The following is a 4,694-nucleotide window of genomic DNA, read 5'->3' on the forward strand; positions in this document are numbered from 1 at the left end:
GTGGTGTGGGGCAGGTGACCGTGTCACCGCATGGGAGGTTGCTGCGACTGGAATTAACACCGCAAGCGATGCAGTTGCGCTCCGATCGTTTGGCCGCCTGGATCGAGCAGGCGTACGTGGAGGCGTGCGAGTCCGCCGTGCGACAGGTGCGCGAGCGGATCAAGCAGGTCACCGACGCCAATCCGCAATTTGCTGACATGTTCGAGCAGTTGGACCGGGATTTCGGCAAGCTGATCACGGCGTTGCGAGCCCCGCAACCGCGCGCTGTCCGGGAACGTGAAGAAGAGGATCTGGGTCCGGGTTGGGAGAAACCCGAGTGGGACCCGAGCTCGGACCCATTGGGCCGCACTATTGGTCGTTGAGGACTCCGAGTTATCGGCCCCACATTTTCAGGTTGGCATTGATCGCGCTGGTGTAGTTCTCATGGGCGGTTTTGGCGCTGTCGCGGATCTTGCGGAGCCCTTCTTGGAGGTCTTCGACACCAGCGCGCCACTGCGCCTGCCACTGTGCGTGGGCACACGCGGTTTCGCCTTGCCACGGCATTTGTGCCACGTAGGCGTCGATGAGGTCGACGTTGGAATCCGTGGCTTTGGTGAATTGGCCCATCCCTGTGATGAGGTCGTCGAGCGCCTCGAGATCAACCGTGTAAGCGTCGTCGCTGCCCGTCGCCATCGCTGTCACACTTCGTCAGTGCTTTGAAATGTGTTGGCCGAGTGGATGACTAAGCCTGTGACATGCTCAAGCGCAACGACGATCTTGTGGATGCCTTGTTGCCACTGCTGCCAGCCCTCGTCAAGCTTGCTGGCCGCGCTGCCGGTCCAGGATCCGTTGATCACCTCGTCGCCCTCAGCTTTCAGGCGCATGAAAGCATCTTTGATGTCCATGTTCACCTCGTCGATGTCCCTGGCTGAAGCAATCACGTCGCGTGGCTGAACATAGAGAACTCCATCGCCGCCTTGTTCTGCCATACTTGCTGCCCCTTGATCGCCGAGCTGGTCAGGCCGTGATGCCTGATGACGTCGTCTACACTACTGTCGCTTTCGGCGATCGCGGGGCGCTTGTGCGGTTGTTGCGGCCGGTTGGAGGGGGTGGCGGGTGGTTGATGTAGACCCGGAGATGTATTTCCACTCGTCAACCTCGATGCGGTTCAGCGCACAGATCATCGATGGTGCACTGGACCAGCTTAAGAACGGTCTGGCCGGCTCTGGGGGGATGGCTGGCTCAGATAACACTGGACAGGAGTTCAGTGCCGGCTATGACCCGGTGGCCCAAGACATCGCAGGGGGTCTTGCCGGGCTGGTCGACATGTCGGTCAATGCCGCCGACTTGATTAGGGCCAGCGGTTTGAACCACCAAGCTGCCCAACGCGCGTCCGCTGACGGGAGCCCGCCGCCCGCGTCGGCGCCTCTACCTGACACTTCGACCACAGCCGTGCCGAGTATTCCGTCAGCGTACGGGGGCGGGGGCAGCGAGCCGACCGGTGCTATTGCCACGGCCTGGCACTACGTCCAGCAGTGGGTCGGGTATGTCTGGCCCAATGGCAGTCCAGAAAAGTTGGAAGCCGCCGCTCAAGCATGGACGTCGGCGTTCAACGTCATCAAAAGCGGTGATACCTCCCTTGAGTGGGCCGCGAATGACCTGGCGGGACAGCAGTCCCCGGAAATCCCAGCGGCCACCGCACACATTAATGACCTGAAGGGCAAGTTTGATCAGGTCGGTCAAGCCTGCCTGCAAATGGCCACGAGCTGCAACAATCTCGCCCAGGCAATCCGAGACGCCCATCAGCAACTGATTGACGAGCTGGCAGAATTCGCGGCCGAATTCGTCGTCGGGGAGATCGTTTTCGGCGTTTTAGCTGAAGTTGGCGGCGAGCTGTGGGGAAACGCGGCGATGGCCGCGCGAGCCATAAATGTCGCTCGGCGGTGTGCTCGGATCATCGAAAAATTGATCGAACTCGCACGGGCGGCCGCGCGAGTCGCGAAAGCAGCCCGAGAGATAATCGCGAACGTTGTCAAAAATATCAGGGGCGTGGTCGGCGCGATTGTGAAACGTTCCAACGTCGATCGGAATGTAGACGCTCTTGTTAGTTACACAAAGCAGGCACTGAACGACTTTGACAACGGCACTATCGGCTTCAGTCCCGCACAAATTGATGCGCTCAGGAATAACCCGAATTTATATAATGCATTTAAAGGCAATGTACTTGATGCGCAAGTTAAAAAGCTTGTCAACGAAGATGTATCTCTGAATGATTTAACTACTACCGGGCTTTTCCGATACGGTCCAGACTTTGTCAACGGAGCACCTAAGCTTGGGGAAGCTCCTTGGTATGATCTGACAACAATGAACCAGTGGGCAGCACACGCTAAATACGAAGCTACACACGGAGGTCCAGGTGGTGGAATACTCTGGGATGCCCCAGGAGGAGTGACGTATGTACCGCCAAAGTAAAGAGTTACAAGAACGGTGGAATGAGGAAACGAAGGCCTTCGTGATTGACGCATTGCTGCGTGGTCGGCCGACGTCGCCGCATGGAACGCATGAAGGGCGCGTCGATCTGCGCGGTGTTGTCATCGAAACGCCAAAGCGAATTCCGGTCAATGAGAATTTCGAACGCGTTTCCAGGATCTACGAATTTGCCGGTATCGAGATAAAAGATGTTGATCTCAGTCACTCAATATTGCCCGAATGGCGTGTATTGAGAACTTCTTTCAGCAATTGCCTATTCGATAGTTCGACTTTTCCATCGTTGCGGACGTATTCAGCGAAGTTCGTTGAATGTTCATTTCGGGATTCTTTCCTACGGGAAGCCTCGTTAGGTGCGCAGGAAAGTGAGAAAAAGCCGGGCAGCTTATACGAGGTGTGTGATTTTACGGGTGCCGATCTGCGCGACGTTAATACAGATCACGGCAGTTTTATAAATTGCGCGTTTACTGGAAGTCAGTGGCGCAAAACGCGAACGCTTACCGCGGTCTTCGAGAATTGCGACTTTCGTGAAGCGGATATTAGCGAGGTCTTCTTCGATGGCCGACGATTCGATAGCAAAGGTCCGGCTGGGCTGGGCGAAAATAAACTCGCGGGTTGCGACTTTTCTACAAGTCGGTTAGAGAGTACAAGTTTCCTAGCTATAGATTTCAGAAATCTCATTCCACCGCGAGGTGAGCGGTATGTACTAGTAGACAACTATCCACCTCGAGTCAAGATCGCTTTAGATCGCTTAAAGGCCAACGGGAGTCGCGATGCATCTTGGCTTGCGTTCCGCTATAACATGGAATTCGCTGCAGCACAATTTCTTCCTAGAGATGCGACCGGAATGCTTGACTTTGGCGGATTGTCGGGAACAGACGCTCAGTTATTGGCCGCCGTTTTCGAACTAGACCATGTACCGCCAAAGTGAAGAACTCCGTGAGCGATGGGACACTGAGACGACTGCGTTCGTCTTGGACTCATTACTCCGGGCCAGGCCGACATCGCCGTACGGGACCTTTGGGGGTCGAGTCGACTTGCGAGGTCTCGTTACTGAGAAGTCCGAGCGTGTGAGTATTAACGAGAAGCTCGCAAAGATTGCGAAACCGTACGAGTTCGACCGCACCAAGATTTGCAACGTTGACCTGAGCTCGTCGATCCTGCATGACTGGCGCGTTGTCGACTCCAAGTTCGAAGACTGCATATTCGATAACGCGATATTACCAGGCTACCGTGCGTATTCTGCAATTCTCAATCGATGCAGCTTTAGCGCAACATCCCTGAAAGACACTGTTATGGGCGCTAAGGGGAAGGGACGCAAGACAGGGACCGCCTATGAAGACTGCGACTTCTCAGGGGCCGATCTTCGGGAGGTCAGTACTGAATACGGCCGGTTTACCCGATGCTCATTCGTGAGCAGCAAGTGGTACCAGACGCAAACGCTCACAGCAGTCTTCGAAAACTGTGATTTCCGTGACGCCGAAATAAAGACTGTAATTTTCGATGGTCGCCGATTTGATGATCGGGGGCTGGCAGGGCTTAGCGAGAATAAGATGGCAGGATGTGATTTCTCAACCGCCCGGATCGAGGACACAAGCTTTCTGGCAATCGACTTCAGGAACCTCATTCCTCCAAATAATGGACGCTATGTTGCAATAGATGACTTTCCGCTTAAAGCCAGAGTAGCTTTAGATCGCTTGAAAGCTAATGGAAGCGAAGGCGCTTTAGCCTTGGCTTTTATTTTTGAGGGAGAATTTACAGCCGCGACAGTAATGCCCGAGGGCGCAGTCGGCATACTGGATTTCGGAATTCTTTCGGAGGCTCAGAAAAGATTGCTTTCGGCGGTGTTTGAAGTCGCGCAGTAGCCTTACACTCGTCCGCGTCTACTGTCGCGTGTTGTTGATTGATTTACGTTTGATTTTGCCGAGTAGGTCGTCGGCGGTTTTCCCGACTTGGCTCAAATTAGTGCGCACGGTCGGCGCGGATTTTGGTGAGGGCGGTGCGTAAGTCGTCGGGTAGTGGGTCTGCGGCGGTTAGGGTTCTGTTGCCGGCCTTGATCTTCACGGTTCGGTAGCGGCGGGTAGTCCGAACGAATTTCTTTATGCTCCAGCCGGTTTGGGTTTCGATGTAGTGGCTGACGGCCAGTGCGGCGACCACGATGCTCAGGTGGGCCTCAATGGATTCGCGTAGGTGGTGGTAGATCGGGCGGGCTTGCAGGTCGTGTTTGG

General features: G+C 55.3%; 6 protein-coding genes and 1 pseudogene. 4 read left to right on the forward strand and 3 right to left on the reverse strand.

The annotated features are described in order from the left end of the window. Positions 1–362 (forward strand): YbaB/EbfC family nucleoid-associated protein (locus AC5Y2L_RS28400; RefSeq protein WP_499940049.1); only part of this gene is annotated, 362 nt, incomplete at its 5' end. 10 nt (positions 363–372) lie between these two features. Here the strand turns inward: AC5Y2L_RS28400 and AC5Y2L_RS28405 are convergent. Together AC5Y2L_RS28405 and AC5Y2L_RS28410 are read right to left on the reverse strand one after the other, a co-directional pair. After that, entirely contained in the window at positions 373–672 is a 300-nt protein-coding gene (locus tag AC5Y2L_RS28405; protein WP_499940051.1) for a WXG100 family type VII secretion target, read from the reverse strand. Positions 673–677: 5 nt separating this feature from the next. After that, complete coding sequence (locus tag AC5Y2L_RS28410) at positions 678–968, reverse strand: WXG100 family type VII secretion target (protein WP_499940053.1); 291 nt, start codon at positions 966–968, stop codon at positions 678–680. Positions 969–1,095: 127 nt separating this feature from the next. Between AC5Y2L_RS28410 and AC5Y2L_RS28415 the strand changes: the two genes are divergently transcribed. From AC5Y2L_RS28415 to AC5Y2L_RS28425, 3 genes are all read left to right on the forward strand, one after another. After that, positions 1,096–2,451 (forward strand): WXG100-like domain-containing protein, encoded by a 1,356-nt coding sequence (locus AC5Y2L_RS28415; protein WP_499940055.1) that lies wholly within the window; start codon positions 1,096–1,098, stop codon positions 2,449–2,451. Then, complete coding sequence (locus AC5Y2L_RS28420) at positions 2,435–3,397, forward strand: pentapeptide repeat-containing protein (protein WP_499940057.1); 963 nt, start codon at positions 2,435–2,437, stop codon at positions 3,395–3,397. The genes AC5Y2L_RS28415 and AC5Y2L_RS28420 overlap by 17 nt, the downstream gene beginning before the upstream one ends. A 139-nt stretch (positions 3,398–3,536) precedes the next feature. After that, the gene (locus AC5Y2L_RS28425) at positions 3,537–4,331 is read left to right on the forward strand and encodes a pentapeptide repeat-containing protein (RefSeq protein ID WP_499940059.1); all 795 of its coding nucleotides are present in this window, start codon (positions 3,537–3,539) and stop codon (positions 4,329–4,331) included. 97 nt (positions 4,332–4,428) lie between these two features. On the opposite strand, the pseudogene AC5Y2L_RS28430 reads toward AC5Y2L_RS28425, so the two are convergent. Then, positions 4,429–4,694 (reverse strand): annotated as a pseudogene (locus AC5Y2L_RS28430) (IS1634 family transposase); the annotation flags it as partial.

Source organism: Mycobacterium sp. NGS66, assembly GCF_059812225.1.